We start from the raw sequence: 21451 nt of genomic DNA, 5'->3' as shown, positions 1-21451 counted from the left end.
CGTGGCCTCCGGGCCTGATTGACGGCAGATCAGGCGCCGAAGGACCAGAAACGATCAGTAGGTGTAAAAACCCTGCCCGCTCTTGCGGCCGATGTCACCTGCATCGACCATCCGGCGCATCAGCTCCGGAGCAGCGAACTTCTCGTCCTGGGACTCGGTGTAGATGTTGCCGGTGGCGTGCAGCAGGATGTCGACCCCGGTCAGGTCCGCGGTGGCGAGGGGGCCCATGGCGTGGCCGAAACCGAGCTTGCAGGCGATATCGATGTCCTCGGCCGAGGCGACGCCCGATTCGTACAGTTTGGCGGCCTCGACGACCAGTGCCGAGATCAGCCGGGTGGTGACGAATCCGGCCACGTCGCGGTTGACCACGATGCAGGTCTTGCCGACCGACTCGGCGAACTCGCGTGCGGTGGCCAGGGTTTCGTCGCTCGTCTTGTAGCCGCGCACCAGCTCGCAGAGCTGCATCATCGGGACCGGCGAGAAGAAGTGCACCCCGACGACGCGCTCCGGACGCTCGGTCACCGCCGCGATCTTGGTGATCGGGATGGCGGAGGTGTTGGAGGCGAGCACCGTGTCGTCCCGGACGATCTTGTCGAGGGCCCGGAAGATCTCGTGCTTCACCTCCAGCTTCTCGAAGACGGCCTCGACGACGACGTCCGCGTCCGCGACCGCGTCGAGATCGGTGGTCGTGGTGATGCGGGCGAGCGCGGCCTCGGCGTCGGCGGCCGCGAGCTTGCCCTTGGAGACGAACTTGTCGTAGGAAGCCCTGATGCCGTCACGGCCCCGGTCCAGGGCCGCGTCGGTGACATCCCGCAGCACGACGTCCCAGCCCGCCTGGGCGGAGACCTGCGCGATACCGGACCCCATGAGTCCGGCTCCGATGACGGCGAGCTTCCTGGCCACGTTGACACCCCTGGTTTCCGTACGGTTCCTGTTCCATGCCCTCCGGCGGAGGTTAGTCCCCGTGGGGGGCGCTGGGGCTGCGAAGAGATGCGCGTCACGTCTCAAATGACGGACATCACACCGGGATGCGTCATTCGGCGGTGCGCCGGGCGTAGTTGAGTACCTTTTCGCCCAGCAGGTCCTCGATGTCATCGAGCATGACGAGGGCGTCGCGGGACACCTCGGCGGCCTTGCGGCCCGCGACCATCTCGCGTCCGATGTACCCCATGAGCGTGCTGTGCACCCAGGAGAGCTGACCGGCCACCAGAACCGGGACCGGGTCGCCGGGCTCCGCGTCCGACTCCTCCAGGAGCGTTTCCTCCAGGCGGAGGAGGGCCTCCTGCTGTATGTGCCAGAGGCGGGCCTTGAGCCCGTCGGCGCCCTCGATGACCCGCATGAAGCTCTCGTACCCCTCCATCAGGCCGACGGTGGGTGACACACCCTCCACCTGGACGCGCAGTTCGCGCAGGACGGCTTCGGCGGCGGACTCGCCACTGTCCCGGCCCCGGACGTACCGCGAGAGCCGCTCCACGATGCCGCTGCCGCGGTCCAGGAAGAGGTCCTCCTTGGTCGGGAAGTAGTTGTAGACCGTGTTCACCGAGACGTCGGCGGCACGGGCGACCTCCGCGATGGTGACCGCGTCGAAGCCCCGTTCGAGGAAGAGGCCGGTGGCCACGTCCGAGAGGTGCTGCCTGGTCCGGCGCTTCTTGCGCTCCCTGAGTCCCTCAGCCATGGACCCATCGTAGAGCTCGACTGGGGTCCCTGAATATTTGGTGTCATTGCAATTTTTCAGTGACTCTGTTTTTGTGGTCGCTATGCCAATCATCAGCACGGCCGGGCTCGCCCGGACCTTCGACACCAAGGCCGGCCCCGTCCAGGCCGTACGCTCCGTCGATCTGACCGTCGCGGCCGGCGAGATCGTCGGGCTGCTCGGCCCCAACGGAGCCGGCAAGACCACCACGCTGCGCATGCTCACCACGCTGCTCGCCCCCACCGGCGGCACCGCCACCGTCGCCGGCCACGACCTCGTCACGGATGCGGCGGGGGTACGGGAGAACTGCGGCTACGTCGCCCAGTCGGGCGGGGTGGACCCGCACATCACGGTGCGGGAGGAGCTGGTCACCCAGGGCCGGATGTACCGGCTCGGCAAGGCCGCGGCGATCGCCCGCGCCGGCGAGCTGGCCGGGGAGCTCGGCCTGTCTGAACTGCTCGACCGCAGGACGGCCTCGCTCTCCGGCGGCCAGCGGCGACGGCTCGACATCGCGATGGGGCTCACCCACCGGCCGCCGCTGCTCTTCCTCGACGAGCCGACCACCGGCCTCGACCCGGGCAGCCGCACCGATCTGTGGGACCTGGTGCGCCGGCTGCGCGACGAGTACGGCACCACCGTCGTGCTCACCACCCACTACCTCGACGAGGCGGACGCCCTCGCCGACCGGCTGGTCGTGATCGACGGCGGCCTGGTGGTCGCGCAGGGCACGCCGACCGCGCTGAAGACCCGTCATACGGGCTCCCCCGACGCCTCGCTCCAGGAGGCCTTCCTCGCGATCACCGGCCGCGCCCCCGCCGCCGAAACCGCTCCCGTCGCCGTTTAGGAACCGAACCCGATGCTTCTCCACGACACCGCGCTGATCTTCGGGCGGTACGCCCGCCAGACCCTGCGCTCGAAGTTCCAGATCCTCTTCGGCATCCTCATGCCGCTGCTGTACCTGCTCCTCTTCGGCCCGCTGCTCACCGGACTGCCGCTCGGCAGATCCGGTGACTCCTGGCAGATCCTGGTCCCCGGACTGCTGCTCCAGCTCGGCCTGTTCGGCGCCTCGTTCGCCGGATTCGCCATCATCATCGACAAATCGACCGGTGTGGTGGAGCGGATGCGGGTGACTCCGGTCAGCCGGTTGGCCCTGCTGCTCGGGCGGGTGCTGCGGGACACCCTGCTCTTCATGTTCCAGGCCTTGCTGCTGGTCCTGGCCGCCCTGCTGATGGGACTGCGGGCCCCGCTCGCCGGAGTGCTGATCGGCTTCGCGTTCGTCGGCCTGCTGACGGTTTCGCTGGCCTCGCTGTCGTACGCCCTGGCCATGAAGGTCAGCACCCCGCAGGAGTTCGGCCCGGTGATCAACTCGGTCACCATGCCGGCCATGCTGCTCTCGGGGCTGATGCTGCCGATGACGCTGGGCCCGAAGTGGCTGGACGTGCTGTCCCACTTCACTCCGTTCCGCTATCTCGTGGACGCGGTGCGGGACGCGTACATCGGCTCGTACGCCACGACGCACATGCTGTACGGGGTCCTGGTCGCCCTCGGGTTCGCGGCACTGGCCGTGACGGTGGGCACACGCGTGTTCAGGAAGGCAGGCGCGTAACTAGGCTGACCACATGGTCAATCTGACGCGCATCTACACCCGCACCGGCGACCAGGGCACCACCGCCCTCGGCGACATGAGCCGGACCGCCAAGACCGATCTGCGGATCTCCGCGTACGCCGACACCAACGAGGCCAACGCGGTCATCGGGACGGCGATCGCGCTCGGGCAGCTGACCGACGACGTCGTGAAGGTCCTCGTCCGCGTGCAGAACGACCTGTTCGACGTGGGCGCCGACCTGTCGACCCCGGTCGTCGAGGAGCCGAAGTACCCGCCGCTGCGGGTGGAGCAGTTCTACATCGACAAGCTGGAGGCGGACTGCGACCACTTCCTGGAGCAGGTGGAGAAGCTCCGCAGCTTCATCCTGCCCGGCGGCACTCCGGGCGCGGCCCTGCTGCACCAGGCGTGCACGGTCGTCCGGCGCGCCGAGCGGTCCACCTGGGCCGCGTTCGAGGTGCACGGCGAGGTGATGAACCCGCTGACGGCGACGTACCTCAACCGGCTCTCCGACCTGCTGTTCATCCTCGCCCGGGTGGCGAACAAGGAGGTGGGCGACGTGCTGTGGGTACCGGGCGGCGAACGGTAGCCCCTCCCCCGGCCCGTCCGGTGGTCGAGGACAAAGCCTCACCCGGGCGGGCCCGACACCCTCTCCGTGTCCCGCTCCCGCCCGGGGTCCCGCTTCGGGAACACCGTGTAGCTCGCCGCAATCACCAGGTTGATCCCGAGCACGAACAACATCGTCTGCTGCCAGGACCTCAGCGACGCCACGTCCCCGTCCCCTCCCACGTACCAGACCGCCCCCTGGAGCAGCGCCAGCGCCGTCACGGCGGCCAGCGTCCACCGCCCGGCCACCCGCCACTCGTGCACCGCCCGCGCCATCCCGTACTTCGGCGGCCTCACCGGTGGCGGCCCGCCCGCGAAGCGGTGCGCGACGCGGGCATCGACCCAGCGGATCGTGGAGTGGCCGAGGCCCACCGTGAAGCCGATGTACACGGCGGCCAGTCCGTGTTTCCAGTCCGGAGCGGCGCCGTTCTTCAGGTCGACGGCCGTCACCACCAGCAGGACCAACTCCAGCAGCGGCTCGCACAGCAGCACCGCACCACCGAGCCTCGGCCTCTTCGCCACGTAGCGCAGGGCGAGCCCCGCGGCCAGCAGCACCCAGAAGGCGATCTCGCAGAGGACGATCAGCGTGACGATCACGGTCCTGCTCCTTTCGCTCCCCTCCAGCCTCCCCGCCCCGGCGCCCCCGGTCGTCGCCCGGAGTGACGAACCGCCGCTGCATACTTCGATGTACTCGCGGCTCACTCCCCGTACGGAGGCCGGCCCTCGGCCCGCCGTGTTGGATGGAAGGGTGCTCATCCCTCCCCGCCCCCACCGCGACGACGTCCTCATCGCGGTCACCGGCCTGCTCGGCGGCCTGGTGCTGTGGCTGCTCGGCCTGCACACGCAGAACGGCCGGCCCCTCGGCGCCCCCGGGATCGAGCTGGTCCCGCTCGCCGTGATGGCGTCGCTGGCGCTGCTGCGCCGGAGCGCGCCGCAGACCGCCCTGGTGATCGGCACCCTGGCGCTGGTCATGGACCAGTTCACGGCCGGGAACCTGGCGACCGTGCTGCTGTACACCGACGTCATGTACGCCGCCGTGCTGTACGGCACCCCGGCGGCCGCCCGGCGCATCCCGGTGACCACCCTGCTGATCACGGTCACCGTCACGGTCGGCTTCCTGGCCTGGTTCCGCAGTGCGGAGGCGCTGCTCATCGGCATCGTCACCGGACTGGTCTCGTTCGTGCCCGCCCTCACCGGGGTCAGTGTCCGCAACCACCGCGACGCCGCCGGGGCCGAGCGGCTGCGCGCCGATCAGACGGCTCTGCTGGCCGAGATGGACCGGGCGCAGGCGGTGACCGCGGAGCGCACCCGGATGGCGCGCGAGCTGCACGACATGGTGGCCAACCACCTTTCCGCGATCGCCATCCACTCGACGGCCGCGCTCTCCCTCGACGACCCGGAGACGTCCCGGAACGCCCTGGGTGTCATCCGGGAGAACAGCGTCGACGGTCTGGCCGAAATGCGCCGCCTGATCGGGCTGCTGCGGACCGGCGCGGCGGATCCCGGACCCAGCGCCTCGCCCACCCTCGGCTCGCTGGACGCCCTGATCGAGCAGCACCGTACGAACGCCGCCTCCAGCGGGCTGACATGCGTGCTGGAGGACTCCCGCGCCGGAACCGGTCCACTGCCGGCGCCGGTCGAGCTGGCCGCGTACCGCATCGTGCAGGAGTCCCTCACCAACGCCCTCAAGCACGCCGGGCCGGGGCCGGTCACGGTCAGGCTGGGGCAGCCGGGGCGGCGGCTGACGGTGGAGGTCACCAGCGTCCTGGGGAGCCGGCCCGGTCCGCGCGCGCCCGGCTCCGGGGCCGGGCTGACCGGGATGCGGGAGCGGGTGGCGCTGCTCGGCGGGGAGTTCGAGGCGGGGCCGGTGCCGGCCGGGAACGGGACGAAGATCTGGCGTGTACGGGCTGAACTGCCCGTCGGGGAAGGAAACGTGAGGGCATGAGCATCCGGGTTCTGGTGGCGGAGGACCAGTCGGCGGTGCGTGCGGGGCTGGTGCTCATCCTGGGCAGCGCGCCGGACATCGAGGTCGTCGGGGAGGCCGGCGACGGGGAGGCGGCGGTGCGGCTGGCCCGTGAGCTGCGCCCCGATCTGGTGCTGATGGACGTCCAGATGCCCAGGCTGGACGGGGTGTCGGCGACGCGCCAGGTGGTCTCGGAGGGGCTGGCGGACGTACTGGTGCTGACGACCTTCGATCTGGACAGTTACGTCTTCGGCGCGTTGCGGGCGGGGGCGTCGGGCTTCCTGCTGAAGGACACCGAGGCGAACGCCCTGCTCGAAGCGGTCCGCACGGTGGCGGGCGGCGAGGGGCTGATCGCCCCGGCGGTGACGCGCCGGCTGATCGCGGAGTTCGCGGGTGCCACCGCCGCGCCGCCGGAGCCCGCGGACCGGACGGTGCTGGACTCCCTGACCCGGCGCGAGCGCGAGGTGCTGAACTGCCTCGGCGAGGGACTGTCGAACGCGGAGGTCGCGGTGCGGCTGTCGATGGCGGAGGCGACGGTGAAGACGCACGTCAGCAGGGTGCTGGGGAAGCTGGGGCTGCGCAGCCGGGTCCAGGCGGCGGTACTGGCACAGGAGTTGGGCATCTGAGGTTTACTCCGGCCGTACTCCGATCTTTGGTCTGGACCTCTTGACGATTGGTCCAGACCTTCTTAATCTCACCGAACACACTGCGGTGAGTACGCCATGACAAGGCGCACTCAGGGCGGCGCAGGGTTTGCAGTCGACGGACCATCCCCGTTTGTCCGGACCTCACCCCAGGAGCACCGTTGAGCACTGAGACCCCCCGCCGGACCCGATTCAGACTCGGGGCCGGGAAAGCCACCAGATCAAGAGCCGTCGCGGGCCTCACCGCACTGCTCCTCCCGCTCGCCGCGATGGTCGGCATGGCCTCCCCGGCCCAGGCAGCCACCTCGGCGACCGCCACCTATGTGAAGAAGTCCGACTGGGGCAGCGGCTTCGAGGGCCAGTGGACGGTGAAGAACACCGGCACCACCGCCCTCAGCTCCTGGACCATCGAGTGGGACTTCCCGGCCGGCACCGGTGTCGGCTCCGCCTGGGACGCCACCGTCACCAGCTCCGGAAACCACTGGACCGCCAAGAACCTCGGCTGGAACGGCACGGTCGCGCCGGGCGCCAGCGTCTCCTTCGGCTTCAACGGCACCGGCTCCGGTTCCGGCGCCGCCAGCAACTGCAAGCTGAACGGCGCCTCCTGCGACGGCGGCAGCGTCCCCGGTGACAACGCCCCCTCCGCGCCCGGCACCCCCACCGCGAGCGGCATCACCGACACCTCCGCGAAGCTGAGCTGGAGCGCGGCCACCGACGACCACGGCATCAAGAACTACGACGTCCTGCGGGACGGCGCGGTCGTCGCCACGGTCACCGGCACCACGTTCACCAACACCGGACTCACCGCCGGCACCGACTACTCGTACACCGTGCGGGCCCGCGACACCGCGGACCAGACCGGTCCGGCCAGCGGCGCGGTCAAGGTGCACACCACCGGAGGCGGCGGCACCGACCCCGGCGGGCCGGGCACCGGCGACAAGGTCAACCTGGGCTACTTCGCGGAGTGGGGCGTCTACGGCCGCAACTACCACGTGAAGAACCTGGACACCTCCGGTTCGGCCGCGAAGATCACCCACATCAACTACGCCTTCGGCAACGTGACCGGCGGCAAGTGCGCGATCGGTGACTCGTACGCCGACTACGACAAGGCCTACACCGCCGACCAGTCGGTCGACGGCGTCGCGGACACCTGGGACCAGCCGCTGCGCGGCAGCTTCAACCAGCTGCGCAAGCTCAAGGCCAAGTACCCGCACATCAAGATCCTCTGGTCCTTCGGCGGCTGGACCTGGTCCGGCGGCTTCGGCCAGGCGGCCCAGAACCCCGCCGCGTTCGCCCAGTCCTGCTACGACCTGGTGGAGGACCCCCGCTGGGCCGATGTCTTCGACGGCATCGACATCGACTGGGAGTACCCCAACGCCTGCGGTCTGACCTGTGACACCAGCGGCCCGGCCGCGCTGAAGTCGCTCACGTCCGCGCTGCGCACCAAATTCGGCAGTAACAACCTGGTGACCGCCGCCATCACGGCCGACGGCTCCGACGGCGGCAAGATCGACGTCGCCGACTACGCGGGCGCCGCACAGTCGCTGAACTGGTACAACGTGATGACGTACGACTTCTTCGGCGCCTGGGACGCGAAGGGCCCGACGGCTCCGCACTCCCCGCTCACCCCGTACACCGGCATTCCGAAGGCCGGCTTCAGCTCCTCCGAGGCCATCGCCAAGCTGAAGGCCCAGGGCGTCCCCGCCTCCAAGCTGCTGCTCGGCATCGGCTTCTACGGCCGGGGCTGGACCGGAGTCACCCAGGACGCGCCCGGCGGCACCGCCACCGGCGCCGCCCCGGGAACGTACGAGGCGGGCATCGAGGACTACAAGGTCCTCAAGAACAGCTGCCCCGCCACCGGCACCATCGCCGGTACGGCGTACGCGCACTGCGGCACCAACTGGTGGAGCTACGACACCCCGGCCACCATCTCGTCCAAGATGACCTGGGCGAAGAACCAGGGCCTGGGAGGCGCGTTCTTCTGGGAGTTCAGCGGGGACACCAGCAACGGTGAACTCGTGAGCGCGATGAACAACGGTCTGAAGTAATCCCCACGGCCGCACCGTTCAGCGCGTAACCCCGAAAAGCACCGGGGAGACAGGTCCGCCCCCTGTCTCCCCGGTTTTCGTGTGTGTGCGGTGCGGCCTCAGGCCACATTGACTCGCTGGCCGGGCGGTGCCGCCTCCAGCCAGGCGAGGAAACCGGTCAGCGCGTCCTCGCTCATCGCCAGCTCAAGGCGGGTCTCCCGGTGGAGACAGCCGAGCACGATGGCGTCGGAGAGAAGCGCGAGCTCCTCCTCGCCCTCCGGCATCCGGCGGGCGACGACCTCGATCGCGGAACGCTCCAGCACCCGGCGCGGACGCGGGGAGTAGCTGAAGACCCGGAACCAGTTCACCTTGTCGCCGCTGTACCGGGCGACGCCGTACACCCAGCCCTTGCCCGAGAGGTCGGGCTCCACGGGCACATTCCAGCGCAGGCTGCAGTCGAAGGTCCCGCCGGAGCGCTGAATCAGCCGCCGGCGCAGACCGAAGACGAAGAGACCAACCGCGACCAGTGCGACGACCAGCCCGCCCACCCACAGCGCGAGGAACATCTCCACCGACCTCCTCGCGTCGTCGAGTAAACGGATACCGCCCGAACTTCACCTGCACCTGCATCGCCTCAGCCGCGACACGGTCTGGAGAGGTCTCCAGCTCGGGCCGCGGCTGAGGGTAAAGCCATTTCGCGGGGTGGCTAGTGCACCGCCACCGCACGCAGTCGCACATCGGCGCGGCGCTCGGCGGCGCCGTCCGTGTCCGACTTCGCACGCTCCAGCGCACGCTCCGCGCGCTCGACATCGATCTCGTCCGCCAGCTCGGCGATCTCCGCCAGCAGCGAGAGCTTGTTGTCCGCGAACGAGATGAAACCGCCGTGCACCGCGGCGATGACAGTGGAGCCATCGCTCGTACGGATCGTCACCGGGCCCGATTCCAGCACACCCAGAAGCGGCTGGTGACCGGGCATGACGCCGATGTCGCCGGACGTGGTGCGCGCGACGACCAGGGTGGCCTCGCCGGACCAGACACTACGGTCCGCCGCGACCAGCTCGACGTGCAGCTCAGCAGCCAAGGGTGGCTCCTCGGGTCACCACCCGGCGGTCATGCCGGGTGTTGGGTCAATTCTACGGGGCGTGGTGAGGGGGACGGGACGCACCCGTCCCCCTCGGTGAGCCGGAGGCTCAGGAGACGCCGAGCTCCTTGGCGTTGGCCTTGAGGTCCTCAATGCCACCGCACATGAAGAACGCCTGCTCGGGGAAGTGGTCGTACTCACCGTCGGCGATCGAGTTGAACGCGGCGATCGACTCGTCGAGCGGAACGTCCGAACCGTCCACGCCGGTGAACTGCTTGGCGACGTGGGTGTTCTGCGACAGGAAGCGCTCGATGCGACGGGCGCGGAAGACGGTGAGCTTGTCCTCCTCGCCGAGCTCGTCCATTCCGAGAATGGCGATGATGTCCTGGAGGTCCTTGTACTTCTGAAGGATTCCCTTGACCCGCATGGCGGTGTCGTAGTGGTCCTTCGCGATGTAGCGCGGGTCCAGGATCCGGGACGTGGAGTCCAGCGGGTCCACGGCCGGGTAGATGCCCTTCTCGGAGATCGGACGGGAGAGAACCGTCGTCGCGTCGAGGTGGGCGAAGGTGGTGGCCGGAGCCGGGTCGGTCAGGTCGTCCGCGGGGACGTAGATCGCCTGCATCGAGGTGATCGAGTGACCACGGGTCGACGTGATGCGCTCCTGGAGGAGACCCATCTCGTCGGCCAGGTTCGGCTGGTAACCCACCGCGGACGGCATACGGCCGAGCAGGGTGGACACCTCGGAGCCGGCCTGGGTGTACCGGAAGATGTTGTCGATGAAGAAGAGCACGTCCTGCTTCATCACATCGCGGAAGTACTCCGCCATGGTCAGACCGGCCAGCGCGACCCGGAGACGGGTGCCCGGCGGCTCGTCCATCTGACCGAAGACAAGCGCCGTCTTGTCGATGACGCCGGACTCGGCCATCTCCTCGATGAGGTCGTTGCCCTCACGGGTACGCTCACCGACGCCCGCGAACACCGACACACCGTCGTGGTTGTTGGCGACGCGGTAGATCATTTCCTGGATCAGAACGGTCTTGCCGACACCGGCACCACCGAACAGACCGATCTTTCCACCCTTGACGTACGGGGTGAGAAGGTCGATGACCTTGACGCCGGTCTCGAACATCTCGGTCTTCGACTCAAGCTGGTCGAAGGCCGGGGCCTTGCGGTGGATCGGCCAGCGCTCGGTGACCTCGGCCTCGGCCTCGGGCTTGTTCAGGATCTGACCGAGGGTGTTGAACACCTTGCCCTTGGTCATCTCGCCGACCGGCACCGTGATGCCGGTGCCCGTGTCCGTCACCGGGGCCTGGCGGACCAGACCGTCGGTGGGCTGCATCGAGATGGCACGGATCACGCCGTCGCCGAGGTGCTGGGCGACCTCAAGCGTCAGGACCTTGATCTTGCCGTCCTCGGCCGGGTCGGCCACCTCGACGGTCAGCGCGTTGTAGATCTCCGGCATCGCGTCGACGGGGAACTCCACGTCGACGACCGGGCCGATGACCCGGGCGACGCGGCCCGTGGCAACGGCCGTCTCAACTGTGGTCGTCATTACTTGTCACTCCCCGCGGTCGCGTCGGCCAGCGCACTGGCACCACCGACGATCTCGCTGATTTCCTGGGTGATTTCGGCCTGGCGGGCCGCGTTGGCAAGCCGGGAGAGGCTCTTGACGAGCTCCCCGGCGTTGTCGGTGGCCGACTTCATCGCGCGGCGGCGGGCAGCGTGCTCGGAAGCAGCGGCCTGCAGCAGCGCGTTGTAGATCCGGCTCTCGACGTACCGCGGAAGCAGGGCGTCCAGGACGTCCTCCGCCGACGGCTCGAAGTCGAACAGCGGCAGGATCTCTCCCTTGCCGTCCTCGTCCTTCGTGAGGTCGAGACTGAGCGGCAGCATCCGGTTGTCCACCGGGTTCTGCGTCATCATCGAGACGAACTCGGTGAAGACGATGTGCAGCTCGTCCACGCCGCCCTCGGCGGTCTCCTTGGTGACCGCCTCGATCATCGGGGCGGCCGCCCGCTTCGCATCCGCGTACGTCGGGCTGTCGGTGAAGCCTGTCCACGACTCCACGATCTTGCGCTCGCGGAAGTTGTAGTAGGCGACACCCTTGCGGCCGATCACATACGTGTCGACCTCCTTGCCCTCACCGCGCAGCCGCTCGGTCAGCTGCTCCGCGGCCTTGATGGCGTTGGAGGAGTAACCGCCGGCCAGACCGCGGTCGCTCGTGACGAGCAGGATCGCGGCCCGTGCCGGGGACTCGGCCTCGGTGGTCAGCGGGTGCTTGGTGGTGGAGCCGGTCGCCACCGCGGTGACCGCACGATTCAGCTCGGTGGCGTACGGCATCGAGGCCGCCACCTTGCGCTGCGCCTTGACGATGCGCGAGGCGGCGATCATCTCCATCGCCTTGGTGATCTTCTTCGTGGCGGTGACGGAGCGGATGCGGCGCTTGTAAACGCGAAGCTGAGCGCCCATCTATCAGCCCTCGCCCAGAAGCTTGCCGTCCGAGGTCTCGAACTGCTGCTTGAAGGCGGCGACCGCGTCGGCGATCGACTGCAGCGTGTCGTCGGACATCTTGCCGCCCTCGACGATGCTGGTCAGGAGCTCCTTGCGCTCGCGGCGCAGGTACTCCAGCAGCTCGCTCTCGAAGCGGCGGATGTCCTCGACCGGGACGTCGTCCATCTTGCCCGTGGTGCCGGCCCAGACCGAGACGACCTGCTCCTCGACCGGGATCGGGGCGTACTGCGGCTGCTTCAGCAGCTCGACCATGCGCTTACCGCGTTCCAGCGAGGCCTTCGAGGCCGCGTCCAGGTCGGAACCGAAGGCGGCGAACGCCTCCAGCTCGCGGTACTGGGCGAGGTCCACGCGGAGCCGGCCGGAAACCTGCTTCATGGCCTTGTGCTGGGCGGAGCCACCGACACGCGAGACCGAGATACCGACGTTCAGGGCCGGACGCTGGCCGGCGTTGAACAGGTCGGACTCCAGGAAGCACTGGCCGTCGGTGATGGAGATGACGTTGGTCGGGATGAACGCCGACACGTCGTTCGCCTTGGTCTCGACGATCGGGAGGCCCGTCATCGAACCGGCACCCATCTCGTCGGAGAGCTTGGCGCAGCGCTCCAGCAGACGCGAGTGCAGGTAGAAGACGTCGCCCGGGTAGGCCTCGCGGCCCGGCGGACGGCGCAGCAGAAGCGATACGGCGCGGTACGCGTCGGCCTGCTTCGAGAGGTCGTCGAAAATGATCAGGACGTGCTTGCCCTGGTACATCCAGTGCTGGCCGATGGCCGAACCGGTGTACGGCGCCAGGTACTTGAAGCCGGCCGGGTCGGACGCCGGGGCGGCGACGATGGTCGTGTACTCAAGCGCGCCGGCCTCTTCGAGGGCACCGCGCACGGAGGCGATGGTGGAGCCCTTCTGACCGATGGCGACGTAGATGCAGCGCACCTGCTTGTTCACGTCGCCCGAGCGCCAGTTGTCACGCTGGTTGATGATCGTGTCGACGGCCAGCGCGGTCTTACCCGTCTGACGGTCGCCGATGATCAGCTGACGCTGACCCCGGCCGATCGGCACCATGGCGTCGACGGCCTTGTAGCCGGTCTGCATCGGCTCGTGCACCGACTTACGGACCATGACGCCAGGGGCCTGCAGCTCAAGCGCGCGGCGACCGTCGGTCGCGATCTCGCCGAGTCCGTCGATCGGGTTGCCGAGCGGGTCGACGACGCGGCCGAGGTAGCCCTCGCCGACGCCGACGGAGAGCACCTCACCGGTGCGCTGCACCGGCTGGCCCTCCTCGATCCCGTTGAACTCGCCGAGGACGATCGCACCGATCTCGCGCTCCTCAAGGTTGAGGGCGAGACCGAGGGTGCCGTCCTCGAACTTCAGCAGCTCGTTCGCCATGGCGGAGGGCAGGCCCTCCACCTTCGCGATGCCGTCGCCGGCAACGCTGACCGTACCGACCTCCTCGCGCGAGGCCGCGTCCGGCTTGTACGACTGGACAAAGTTCTCCAGCGCGTCCCGGATCTCCTCCGGCCGGATCGTGAGCTCCGCCATCTGGGTTCCCTGCTCTCCTTGTTGGGCCCGAAGTTTCTTAAGGGGGTCTGGGGGCCGACCCCCAGGAATCTTCTGCAATTTCTGCACGGCCCAACCGGGCCGCTGGTCTTGCTCTGTCTCTGTTACTGCGCCGGGCTGGGTCAGCCGGCCATCCGCCGCGTCGCCTCGTCGAGGCGCTCGGCGATGGTGCCGTTGAGGACCTCGTCACCGACCCGCACCGTGACTCCGCCGAGGACCTCGGGGTCCACGTCGAGGTTCAGGTGCATCGACCGGCCGTAGATCTTCGCCAGGGCCGCGCCGAGGCGCTGCTTCTGCCGATCGCTCAGCGGCACTGCCGAGGTGACGATCGCGACCATGCGGTCACGGCGCTCCGCGGCGAGCTTGGAGAGGGAGTCGAGTCCCTCTTCCAGGCTACGTCCCCGAGGCTGGGTGACAAGCCGCACGATGACGCGCTCGGTCGTGGGCCGCGACTTTCCGCCGAGCAGGCTGCGCAGCAGCTCGCTCTTGGCGGCGGTGGTCGCGGTCCGGCTGGTGAGCGCGGCGCGCAGCGCCGGGTCGGAGGCGACGATCCGGCCGAACCGGAACAGCTCGTCCTCGACGTCGTCGAGGTCTCCGGAGCGCTGGGCGGCGGTGAGGTCTGCGGTGTTCGCCAGCTCCTCGACCGAGTCGACCAGGTCGCGGGACTGCGACCAGCGCGAGCGGACCATGCCGGAGACCAGATCGACGGCTTCGCCGCCCACCTGGCCGCGCAGCAGGCGCCCGGCCAGCTCGGCCCGTGCCTCGCCGGCCTGGGCCGGGTCGGTCAGGACCCGGCGCAGCGACACCTCGCGGTGCAGCAGCGCCGTGACGCCGGCCAGGTCCTCGGCGAGCTTCGCCGCGTCGACCGACGTGCTGTCGGTCAGTGCGTCGAGGCGCTCACGCGCGGCAGCCAGTGCTTCGCGGCTCGCGCCGTTCATCGGACGGCCTCGGCCTTCGCCTCAAGCTCGTCGAGGAAACGGTCGACGGTGCCACTCTGCCGGGCGTGGTCCTCAAGGGACTCGCCGACGAGCTTGCCGGCCAGGTCGGTGGCGAGCTTGCCCACGTCCTGACGCAGCGCGGACGCCGCCGCCTTGCGGTCGGCCTCGATCTGGGCGTGGCCCGCAGCGACGATCTCCTCGCGCTGGCGCTGGCCTTCCGCCCGCATCTCCTGCAGGATCACGGAACCCTGCTCCTGCGCCTCCTGGCGCATACGAGCGGCTTCGTGACGGGCTTCGGCGAGCTGAGCCTTGTACTGCTCAAGAACGCTCTGGGCCTCGGTCTGCGCCGCATCGGCCTTCTCGATACCGCCTTCGATGGCCTCGCGACGCTCTTCCAGAACCTTGTTGATGTTCGGGAGGAGCTTCTTGGCGAGGAAGCCGAAGACGATGACAAAGGCGATGAGGCCGATGACGAGCTCGGGGATCGGGGGGATGAGCGGATTTTCCGTCTCCGCCGCGATCGTAAGCATCTGGCTCACATCAGTGCCTTTCGTCTAGGGGGCTTGTCTGGATCCGTGGATCAGGAGCCGTAGACGAACGGCATGACCAGACCGATGAGTGCGAGCGCCTCGCAGAAGGCGAAACCGAGGATCTGGTTGGCACGGATGAGACCGGCAGCCTCGGGCTGACGGGCGAGAGCCTGGGTGCCGTTACCGAAGATGATGCCGACGCCGACGCCGGGGCCGATGGCCGCCAGGCCGTAACCGATGGAGCCGAGAGCCTTCAGGTCGCCGGTGACAGCGGCAAGGGTCGAAGACATGCCAGTTCTTCCTTCTCTTTCAAGAACCGGTGGGGGTTGGCCACCGGACGAGTAGCGGGTTTTCGAGCGGACTCAGTGGTTCTCTGCGAGCGCGCCCTGGATGTAGGTGCAGGTCAGGAGCACGAAGACGTAGGCCTGAAGCGCCTGCACGAAGAGTTCGAACGCAGTCATCACGATCGTCATCACGAACGAGACGCCTGCGTAGGCAAAGCCGATGCCGTTCAGCAGGTACCAGCTGGCGAGCGTGAAGAGCAGCAGCAGAGTGTGCCCGGCAAACATGTTGGCAAACAGTCGGACCGCGTGGGTGAACGGGCGAACAAGCAGGTTAGAGAACAGCTCGATGAACGCCGCGAGATAGGCAACCGAGCCCAGCGACTTGTCGTAGCCAGTGAAGTTCTTGAACGCCCCGACGAAGCCGTGGCGCTTGAACGTCAGGCTGACCCAGACGATGTAGACGATCGCCGCGAGCACCGCGGGGTACGCGATGATCGAGGTCACCGGGAACTGGGCGACCGGAATGATCGACCAGAGGTTCATCATCCAGACGAAGAAGAACAGCGAGACGACGAGCGGGACGTACTTCTCGCCCTCACGCTTGCCGATCGTCTCGTAGACGATGCCGCGGCGGATGAAGTCGTATCCCGTCTCGGCGACCATCTGCAGCTTGCCCGGGACGATCTTCGGCTTGCGGAAGGCCGCCCAGAAGAAGCCGACGATGATGATCGAGCCGAGCAGGGCCAGCAGCATCGGCTTGTTGAAGTACAGGTTGCTGTCCGCGTCGCCCCAGATGGGCTCGAACAGGAACGAGTGCAGGCCGGGTGCCGGGAAACCACAACCGGAGAAGATGTGGCAATCGGTCTCGAAGGCGAGCACCTGTGTCGGGTCAGCACTCACCGCGGGCTCCTTCAGCGTGGCGCATAGGTACGGCAACCTCGTTGTGTCGGCGCGGCGCGCAGCCGCGGTTCGGCACTGGACTGGTGTTTCGGATGTGTGAGCGGCAGTCAGGCATTGAGCCTCGCGATCGAGCAGGCGTCAGCTCGTATGCCCGCGCCCGCGGTGCCGCAGTTGAAACCGGACGATAGCAGGGTCCTGAACTCACCCTTATCCCGCCCCTACCCTTCACGACCTGGACCCAGTGTTCTTGGGCTTCTCACTCTTGTCGGAGTTCGACTCGGGCTCGACGTAAAGGATCTTGGCCTTCATGTGCGCACGCGCCTGTGCACCGATCCACGCGAGTGTCGTCACGACCAGGGTGATCGCGAACGCCTTCGGGTTGAACATCGTGGTGTTCTTGAACACGGCGACGAAAATGAACAGCAGGAGCAGCTGAGCCGTGTACAGCATCAGCCCCATCGCCTGGAACAGGTGGGGCAGGGACTTGGCGGTCCGCTGCAGAACCACCAGTCCGATGCCCATGAAGAGGATGACCACGATCGTCGCAACGACCGCGCCCAGGGCCCCCTTGCCACCGGCGACGCCACCGGCGATCGCGGCGGCGACAGCGCCGGCGACAGCAGTGGGTACGGCGACTTGGAAGAGAGTCCGGACATCGTTGGACGGCATGGCGGCAGCTCCGCTTGCTGGGGGTCGGCAGTGTGTCGTCATGGACGAGCGTAGGCCCGGTCCGAGTCGATGCCTCGGGGCCAAGGGACCGCGCTACTCAGGTCCTTCGGCTCTGACACCGGGTTCGTGAACGGTATCACAAACTATTTGATGAGGTCTTTACCAAGAAAGTGTGGTTGCTGTCACACGTGAGAGTTACTTGACGCGTGTGAGCGAGACAACTCGACACCTTGTCTGGTAATGACCCGCGATGACCGAATTATCGACGCGTGGAATCCGCCTTGCGCCGGTCCGCGAAGCGCGAACGGGGGCCAATGGCGGTCGCTCCGTTGACGCCCGAGACTCCTGCCGCGATCGGGGCCCGCGCGGCGGCCTCCTCTTGCCGCTCTGACTCCATCTCGGCATCCAGCGGCCCCTGTTGGCGCTCCGCCCCGCCCTCGGACGCCGCCGGCTCCCCGGCCGGGCGGCGCCGGCGCCGGTAACGCGGCGGCACGATGCGCTGCGCCCACAGCGGGGCACGCGGGGTGAAGCGCGGCATCAGCAGCAGGATCAGGCCGAGCGCGCTCAGACCCACGATCACCAGGACGATCCACATGGACGCCGAGTGCACGGAGTAGCCGACCGCGCCGAACGCGATCAGGGCCGACCAGAAGTACATGATCAGCACGGAGCGGCTGTGCGAGTGGCCGATCTCCAGCAGCCGGTGGTGCAGGTGCCCCCGGTCGGCGGCGAACGGCGACTGGCCGTTCCAGGTGCGCCGCACGATCGCCAGCACCAGGTCGGCCGCCGGGATCGCGATGATGGTGAGCGGCAGCAGCAGCGGGATGAAGACCGGCAGCATCGCGTGGGTCGCCTGCCGCTCGCTGCCCTCGAAGATCTTCATGGTGTCCGGGTCGACCTGGCCGGTCACCGAGATCGCGCCGGCGGCCAGCACCAGGCCGATCAGCATCGAGCCGGAATCGCCCATGAAGATCCGGGCCGGATGCATGTTGTGCGGCAGGAAGCCGAGGCACATGCCCATCAGGATCGCCGTGAAGAGCGTCGCCGGAGCGGCCGCCTCGATCATGTGTCCGTACCAGAGCCGGTACGTGTAGAGGAAGAACGCGGCCGACGCGATGAGGACCATGCCGGCCGCCAGGCCGTCGAGCCCGTCGACGAAGTTCACCGCGTTGATCGTGATGACCACCAGCGCGACCGTGAGCAGCGTGCCCTGCCACTGGGTGAGGGCGACGGTACCGACGCCGGGGATCGGCAGCCACAGGATCGTCAGGCCCTGGAGGACCATGACCGCCGCGGCGATCATCTGGCCGCCCAGCTTGATCAGGGCGTCGATCTCGAACTTGTCGTCCAGGACCCCGATCAGCCAGATCAGGGCCGCCCCGGAGAGCAGCGCGCGGGGTTCGCTGGAGAGGTCGAAGACGCTGTCGAGGTTGGCCAGGTGATCGGCGACGATCAGCCCGGCGCAGAGCCCGCCGAACATCGCGATGCCGCCGAGCCTCGGTGTCGGTTCACGGTGGACGTCGCGCGCCCGGATCGCGGGCATCGCCCCGATCGCGATGGCGAACTTACGCACCGGGCCGGTGAGCAGGTAGGTCACCGCTGCCGTGACACAGAGCGTCAGCAGGTAATCACGCACGGGCTGCCCCACAACTATCGCCGGCCATCTCAGCCCACACCTTAACTATGTCGGCCTCATGGTTGAGGACACGGAGCTACCCGCGATGGTTGCACGAGCCAGCCCCATTCAGGACATACAACCCATGTCACACCGCGTACGGCGGGAATTTCGCCGCCAGTTCCCGGACGTCCGCGAGAACGTCGCCCTCCTCCCGTACAGCGGCGCCGAACAGCGCCGCGAGCCGGGCCATGGCGGCTTCGTCCATGCCCTGGGTGGTGACGGCGGCGGTGCCGAGCCTGATGCCGCGGGCGTCTCCGTACGGAAGGGCGCAGGTGTCCAGCACCAGGCCTGCGGCGGCCAGCCGGGTGCGGGCGGTGGGGCCGTCCACGCCGAGCGGGGCCGGGTCCGCGACGATCAGGTGGGTGTCCGTGCCGCCGGTGGTGACGTCGAAGCCCTCCGCGGCCAGTCCGGCGGCGAGGACCCGGGCGTGGGAGACCACACGATGTGCGTACGCGGCGAAGGCCGGGGTCCCCGCCTCGTGGAAGGCGACGGCCTTCGCGGCCACCGTGTGCATCTGGGCGCCGCCCTGGGTGAAGGGGAAGACCGCCCGGTCGATCCGCTCGGCCAGCTCCGCGCCGCACAGGATCATGCCGCCGCGCGGTCCGCGCAGCACCTTGTGCGTGGTGGCGCAGACGACGTCCGCGTACGGGACGGGGTTCGGCGCCGCTCCCCCGGCGATGAGCCCCATCGGGTGCGCGGCGTCGGCGATGAGGTAGGCGCCGACCTCGTCGGCGATCTCGCGGAACCTCGCGTGGTCCGGGTGGCGCGGGTAGGAGATGGAGCCGCTGACGATGGCCTTGGGGCGATGGGTGCGGGCCAGGGTGCGGACCTGCTCGTAGTCGATCAGTCCGCTCCCGGCGTCCACCCCGTAGCCGATGAACTCGAACCAGCGGCCGGAGAAGTTGGCGGGTGAGCCGTGGGTGAGGTGTCCGCCGTACGGGAGTCCCATCGCGAGCACCGTGTCGCCGGGGCGCAGCAGCGCCGCGTACGCCGCGAGGACGGCGGAGGAGCCGGAGTGCGGCTGGACGTTGGCGTGCTCGGCGCCGAAGAGGGAGGTGGCGCGGCGGACGGCGATGCGCTCGGCGGCGTCCGCCTGTTCGCAGCCGCCGTGGTGGCGTCTGCCGGGGTAGCCCTCCGCGTACTTGTTGGCGAGCGGCGAGCCCAGGGCGGCGAGGACCGCGGGCGAGGTGAAGTTCTCCGCGGCGGTCAGCTGGAGCGTGCCGGACTGCCGGCCCAGCTCCGCCAGCAGCACGTCCGCGATCTCGGGGTCCTCCCGGCGCAGGGCGCCGAAGTCTTGCGGCAGGGTGGCCGGTGGTGCGGCGGAAGCGGTGACCGGCATCGGGGGCTCCGGGCCTGGGAGGAGTGCGCTGACAACAGCTCAGCTCCAATGTAGGCCCGGGACGGGCCCGCTGCCCGCTGTCACGCCCCTGGGTACGCCCGTTGGGACCCCGCGCCGGTCAGCGCGGGGTCGATACGCCGGTCAGCGCGGTGACGACCGGCTCCAGGGCCTGGTTGATCTCGTCGCCGATGGACCGGAAGAACGTGATCGGGGCGCCGTACGGGTCGTACACCTCGTCGGCCTCCGCGGTCGGTGCCAGCAGCCAGCCGCGCAGCGCGGCGGCGGCGCGGACCAGCGCGCGGGCGCGCTCGACGACGCCCTCGTCCTTGGCGTCGGGCAGCGTCGCGTGGTCTATCGCCCGGACCAGCCGGGTGAACTCCTTGAGGGTGAAGGTCCGCAGACCGGCCGAGTGCCCCATCGAGATGACCTGGGCCCGGTGGTCGCGGGTGGCGGTGAGCACCAGGTCGGCACGGATCACGTGCTCGTCCAGCAGCTCACGGCCGACGAAGCCGGTGGCGTCGGCGCCGAAGTCCGCGAGGACGACCTCGGCGTTGGCCTCCATCGGGGCACCCTCGTGCCCCCAGGTGCCGGCACTCTCCACGATCAGGCCGCCCTGGAGCGGGTCACCGAGGCGGTCCACGAGGGCGTGCCGGGTCAGCCGCTCGGTGATCGGTGAGCGGCAGACGTTGCCGGTGCTGACGTGGAGGATGCGGAAAGTGTCGGTCCGGCCCGCTATGCCACGCCCCTCAGGGGCGGTCAATTGGCCACCTCAAGGTCGGGAACCACCTTGCGCAGCTCCTCCGCGGAGAGCGCGCCGGCGCGCAGCAGGACCGGCACCCTGCCGGTGACGTCGACGATCGAGGACGGGACGATGCCCGGGGTCGGACCGCCGTCGAGGTAGACGGAGACGGAGTCGCCGAGCATCTCCTGGGCGGCGTCGCAGTCCTCGGGCGAGGGGTGTCCGGTGAGGTTGGCGCTGGAGACGGCCATCGGGCCGACCTCGGTGAGCAGCTCGATGGCGACCGGGTGCAGCGGCATCCGGATCGCGACGGTGCCGCGGGTCTCCCCGAGGTCCCACTGGAGGGACGGCTGGTGCTTCGCGACAAGGGTGAGGGCGCCGGGCCAGAACGCGTCGACGAGCTCCCAGGCCTGCTCGGAGAAGTCGGTGACCAGACCGTGCAGGGTGTTCGGGGAGCCGATCAGGACAGGGGACGGCATGTTGCGGCCGCGCCCCTTGGCCTCCAGCAGGTCCCCGACCGCCTCCGCGCCGAAGGCGTCCGCACCGATCCCGTACACCGTGTCGGTGGGCAGCACGACCAGTTCGCCGCGGCGGACGGCGGACGCGGCCTCACGCAGACCCGTCGTACGGTCGGTCGCGTCGTTGCAGTCGTATCGCCGTGCCATCAGCCGGCCTCCTCAAGCATGTACGGGTAGGGC

23 protein-coding genes are annotated in these 21451 nt (G+C 68.9%); 6 read left to right on the top strand and 17 right to left on the bottom strand.

Annotated features, from left to right (window positions below):
* Positions 1-54 precede the first annotated feature (54 nt).
* On the bottom strand, positions 55-903 hold the full coding sequence (locus ACFVQ0_RS13455) for a 3-hydroxyacyl-CoA dehydrogenase family protein (RefSeq protein ID WP_390087413.1): 849 nt from the start codon (positions 901-903) through the stop codon (positions 55-57).
* Positions 904-1033: 130 nt separating this feature from the next.
* Positions 1034-1675: a TetR/AcrR family transcriptional regulator gene (locus tag ACFVQ0_RS13450; RefSeq protein ID WP_390087411.1), complete on the bottom strand. Its 642-nt coding sequence runs from the start codon at positions 1673-1675 to the stop codon at positions 1034-1036.
* A gap of 82 nt (positions 1676-1757) precedes the next feature.
* On the opposite strand from ACFVQ0_RS13450, the gene ACFVQ0_RS13445 reads away from it, so the two are divergent.
* Genes ACFVQ0_RS13445 through ACFVQ0_RS13435 form a run of 3 tightly spaced genes read left to right on the top strand, consistent with a single transcriptional unit; the run spans position 1758 to position 3885 of the window.
* Entirely contained in the window at positions 1758-2537 is a 780-nt protein-coding gene (locus ACFVQ0_RS13445; protein ID WP_390087409.1) for an ABC transporter ATP-binding protein, read from the top strand.
* A gap of 12 nt (positions 2538-2549) precedes the next feature.
* Complete coding sequence (locus ACFVQ0_RS13440) at positions 2550-3299, top strand: ABC transporter permease (protein WP_390087407.1); 750 nt, start codon at positions 2550-2552, stop codon at positions 3297-3299.
* Between the two features lie 13 nt (positions 3300-3312).
* Positions 3313-3885, top strand: coding sequence for a cob(I)yrinic acid a,c-diamide adenosyltransferase (locus ACFVQ0_RS13435; protein ID WP_390087405.1), 573 nt, complete (start codon positions 3313-3315; stop codon positions 3883-3885).
* A gap of 38 nt (positions 3886-3923) precedes the next feature.
* Here ACFVQ0_RS13435 and ACFVQ0_RS13430 read toward each other — a convergent pair whose 3' ends face one another.
* Positions 3924-4499 (bottom strand): hypothetical protein, encoded by a 576-nt coding sequence (locus ACFVQ0_RS13430; RefSeq protein ID WP_390087403.1) that lies wholly within the window; start codon positions 4497-4499, stop codon positions 3924-3926.
* A 151-nt stretch (positions 4500-4650) separates the two neighbouring features.
* Here ACFVQ0_RS13430 and ACFVQ0_RS13425 point away from each other — a divergent pair, with 151 nt between their 5' ends.
* The 3 genes from ACFVQ0_RS13425 to ACFVQ0_RS13415 all read left to right on the top strand — a co-directional run bounded on the left by ACFVQ0_RS13425 (position 4651) and on the right by ACFVQ0_RS13415 (position 8557).
* A complete protein-coding gene (locus tag ACFVQ0_RS13425) occupies positions 4651-5847 on the top strand; it encodes a sensor histidine kinase (RefSeq protein WP_390087401.1) in 1197 nt (398 codons plus the stop codon).
* On the top strand, positions 5844-6491 hold the full coding sequence (locus ACFVQ0_RS13420; RefSeq protein ID WP_390087399.1) for a response regulator: 648 nt from the start codon (positions 5844-5846) through the stop codon (positions 6489-6491). The genes ACFVQ0_RS13425 and ACFVQ0_RS13420 overlap by 4 nt, the downstream gene beginning before the upstream one ends.
* A 179-nt stretch (positions 6492-6670) precedes the next feature.
* Positions 6671-8557 carry a glycosyl hydrolase family 18 protein gene (locus tag ACFVQ0_RS13415; protein ID WP_390087397.1) on the top strand — a complete coding sequence of 629 codons (1887 nt, stop codon included), beginning with the start codon at positions 6671-6673 and terminating at the stop codon, positions 8555-8557.
* Positions 8558-8655: 98 nt separating this feature from the next.
* Here the strand turns inward: ACFVQ0_RS13415 and ACFVQ0_RS13410 are convergent, their stop codons facing one another.
* The 14 genes from ACFVQ0_RS13410 to ACFVQ0_RS13345 form a co-directional block, all read right to left on the bottom strand.
* Complete coding sequence (locus tag ACFVQ0_RS13410; protein WP_037777657.1) at positions 8656-9102, bottom strand: DUF2550 domain-containing protein; 447 nt, start codon at positions 9100-9102, stop codon at positions 8656-8658.
* A gap of 140 nt (positions 9103-9242) precedes the next feature.
* On the bottom strand, positions 9243-9617 hold the full coding sequence (locus ACFVQ0_RS13405) for a F0F1 ATP synthase subunit epsilon (protein WP_311303183.1): 375 nt from the start codon (positions 9615-9617) through the stop codon (positions 9243-9245).
* Positions 9618-9726: 109 nt separating this feature from the next.
* Entirely contained in the window at positions 9727-11169 is a 1443-nt protein-coding gene (atpD, locus tag ACFVQ0_RS13400; RefSeq protein ID WP_327339065.1) for a F0F1 ATP synthase subunit beta, read from the bottom strand.
* Entirely contained in the window at positions 11169-12083 is a 915-nt protein-coding gene (locus ACFVQ0_RS13395; protein ID WP_390087394.1) for a F0F1 ATP synthase subunit gamma, read from the bottom strand. The genes atpD and ACFVQ0_RS13395 overlap by 1 nt, the downstream gene beginning before the upstream one ends.
* A 3-nt stretch (positions 12084-12086) precedes the next feature.
* Positions 12087-13658, bottom strand: coding sequence for a F0F1 ATP synthase subunit alpha (gene atpA, locus ACFVQ0_RS13390; RefSeq protein ID WP_390087392.1), 1572 nt, complete (start codon positions 13656-13658; stop codon positions 12087-12089).
* A 140-nt stretch (positions 13659-13798) separates the two neighbouring features.
* Positions 13799-14614 (bottom strand): F0F1 ATP synthase subunit delta, encoded by an 816-nt coding sequence (locus ACFVQ0_RS13385; RefSeq protein ID WP_390087391.1) that lies wholly within the window; start codon positions 14612-14614, stop codon positions 13799-13801.
* Entirely contained in the window at positions 14611-15153 is a 543-nt protein-coding gene (locus tag ACFVQ0_RS13380) for a F0F1 ATP synthase subunit B (protein WP_390087390.1), read from the bottom strand. The genes ACFVQ0_RS13385 and ACFVQ0_RS13380 overlap by 4 nt, the downstream gene beginning before the upstream one ends.
* A gap of 41 nt (positions 15154-15194) precedes the next feature.
* The gene (locus tag ACFVQ0_RS13375; protein WP_055538220.1) at positions 15195-15434 is read right to left on the bottom strand and encodes an ATP synthase subunit C; all 240 of its coding nucleotides are present in this window, start codon (positions 15432-15434) and stop codon (positions 15195-15197) included.
* A gap of 72 nt (positions 15435-15506) precedes the next feature.
* Positions 15507-16343, bottom strand: coding sequence for a F0F1 ATP synthase subunit A (gene atpB, locus ACFVQ0_RS13370; RefSeq protein WP_390087812.1), 837 nt, complete (start codon positions 16341-16343; stop codon positions 15507-15509).
* 210 nt (positions 16344-16553) lie between these two features.
* On the bottom strand, positions 16554-16997 hold the full coding sequence (locus tag ACFVQ0_RS13365) for a hypothetical protein (RefSeq protein ID WP_390087388.1): 444 nt from the start codon (positions 16995-16997) through the stop codon (positions 16554-16556).
* 259 nt (positions 16998-17256) lie between these two features.
* Positions 17257-18645, bottom strand: coding sequence for an MraY family glycosyltransferase (locus tag ACFVQ0_RS13360; protein ID WP_390087386.1), 1389 nt, complete (start codon positions 18643-18645; stop codon positions 17257-17259).
* Between the two features lie 115 nt (positions 18646-18760).
* Positions 18761-20014, bottom strand: a complete 1254-nt coding sequence (glyA, locus tag ACFVQ0_RS13355; RefSeq protein ID WP_390087384.1) for a serine hydroxymethyltransferase — start codon at positions 20012-20014, stop codon at positions 18761-18763.
* Positions 20015-20132: 118 nt separating this feature from the next.
* The gene (locus tag ACFVQ0_RS13350; protein ID WP_390087382.1) at positions 20133-20774 is read right to left on the bottom strand and encodes a protein-tyrosine-phosphatase; all 642 of its coding nucleotides are present in this window, start codon (positions 20772-20774) and stop codon (positions 20133-20135) included.
* Complete coding sequence (locus ACFVQ0_RS13345) at positions 20771-21418, bottom strand: L-threonylcarbamoyladenylate synthase (RefSeq protein ID WP_390087380.1); 648 nt, start codon at positions 21416-21418, stop codon at positions 20771-20773. The genes ACFVQ0_RS13350 and ACFVQ0_RS13345 overlap by 4 nt, the downstream gene beginning before the upstream one ends.
* Positions 21419-21451 lie beyond the last annotated feature (33 nt).

Origin of the sequence: Streptomyces sp. NPDC057900, assembly GCF_042887885.1 — a bacterium.
Taxonomy (GTDB): domain Bacteria; phylum Actinomycetota; class Actinomycetes; order Streptomycetales; family Streptomycetaceae; genus Streptomyces.
This window is presented reverse-complemented; position numbering and strand designations above follow the sequence as displayed.

Excerpts from the sequence above, each read along its gene's own strand:
- ACFVQ0_RS13450 (WP_390087411.1), bottom strand. The coding sequence starts at position 1,675 with ATGGCTGAGGGACTCAGGGAGCGCAAGAAGCGCCGGACCAGGCAGCAC.
- ACFVQ0_RS13445 (WP_390087409.1), top strand. The coding sequence starts at position 1,758 with ATGCCAATCATCAGCACGGCCGGGCTCGCCCGGACCTTCGACACCAAG.
- ACFVQ0_RS13440 (WP_390087407.1), top strand. The coding sequence starts at position 2,550 with ATGCTTCTCCACGACACCGCGCTGATCTTCGGGCGGTACGCCCGCCAG.
- ACFVQ0_RS13435 (WP_390087405.1), top strand. The coding sequence starts at position 3,313 with ATGGTCAATCTGACGCGCATCTACACCCGCACCGGCGACCAGGGCACC.
- ACFVQ0_RS13420 (WP_390087399.1), top strand. The coding sequence starts at position 5,844 with ATGAGCATCCGGGTTCTGGTGGCGGAGGACCAGTCGGCGGTGCGTGCG.
- ACFVQ0_RS13410 (WP_037777657.1), bottom strand. The coding sequence starts at position 9,102 with ATGTTCCTCGCGCTGTGGGTGGGCGGGCTGGTCGTCGCACTGGTCGCG.
- atpD (WP_327339065.1), bottom strand. The coding sequence starts at position 11,169 with ATGACGACCACAGTTGAGACGGCCGTTGCCACGGGCCGCGTCGCCCGG.
- ACFVQ0_RS13395 (WP_390087394.1), bottom strand. The coding sequence starts at position 12,083 with ATGGGCGCTCAGCTTCGCGTTTACAAGCGCCGCATCCGCTCCGTCACC.
- atpA (WP_390087392.1), bottom strand. The coding sequence starts at position 13,658 with ATGGCGGAGCTCACGATCCGGCCGGAGGAGATCCGGGACGCGCTGGAG.
- ACFVQ0_RS13385 (WP_390087391.1), bottom strand. The coding sequence starts at position 14,614 with ATGAACGGCGCGAGCCGCGAAGCACTGGCTGCCGCGCGTGAGCGCCTC.
- ACFVQ0_RS13375 (WP_055538220.1), bottom strand. The coding sequence starts at position 15,434 with ATGTCTTCGACCCTTGCCGCTGTCACCGGCGACCTGAAGGCTCTCGGC.
- ACFVQ0_RS13365 (WP_390087388.1), bottom strand. The coding sequence starts at position 16,997 with ATGCCGTCCAACGATGTCCGGACTCTCTTCCAAGTCGCCGTACCCACT.
- glyA (WP_390087384.1), bottom strand. The coding sequence starts at position 20,014 with ATGCCGGTCACCGCTTCCGCCGCACCACCGGCCACCCTGCCGCAAGAC.
- ACFVQ0_RS13345 (WP_390087380.1), bottom strand. The coding sequence starts at position 21,418 with ATGGCACGGCGATACGACTGCAACGACGCGACCGACCGTACGACGGGT.